Origin of the sequence: Rhizobium sp. 18055, assembly GCF_902706285.1 — a bacterium.
In the GTDB taxonomy this organism is placed as follows: Bacteria; Pseudomonadota; Alphaproteobacteria; order Rhizobiales; family Rhizobiaceae; genus Rhizobium.
In genome coordinates, this window is the sequence record NZ_CACSKD010000244.1 from 1 (window position 1) to 456 (window position 456).

Annotated in this window: 1 protein-coding gene; it reads left to right on the forward strand. The window is 75.4% G+C overall.

Annotation, left to right across the window (positions count from 1 at the left end; all coding sequences use genetic code 11):
- A partial coding sequence (locus GVL52_RS32075) for a LysR substrate-binding domain-containing protein (RefSeq protein WP_244619344.1) occupies window positions 1-324 on the forward strand: 324 nt, incomplete at its 5' end.
- Window positions 325-456: the final 132 nt, after the last annotated feature.

Here is a 456-nt window from a genome sequence, read left to right on the forward strand (position 1 = left end):
CAGGAAACCTTCGTGATGTTCTCGCGCGACGTGGCGCCGGCCAACCACGACAACGTGGTCGCCCTCTTCCACCGCGCCGGCATCCATCCGCACACGCGCCACGCCACGCGCCAGTGGCTGACCGTGGTCGCCCTGGTGGCCATGCGCATGGGCGTGGCGCTGGTGCCCGCCACGATGGCGCAGGCCGCCGTGCAGGGCGTGCGCTTCGTGCCGATCGCCCGCCTGGAGCACCCCACGGTGGGCGTGCTCGCGTGGCACGAGGCGGCGCCGAATCCGGCGCTGCAGACGTTTCTGGAGGTGGCGGGCGCTGCGGCGGCGCGGTAAGGCGCCTCACGCCCCGGGGGCAGCCACCGGCCCGTTCCGGGCGGCCGGTGGAACGCCCGTCACGCGCGCCCGGGCTGGCCGTCCGTCAGCCGCCAGAGGCCCAGCGGATTGGCCTGCTGCAGCGCCTCGGGC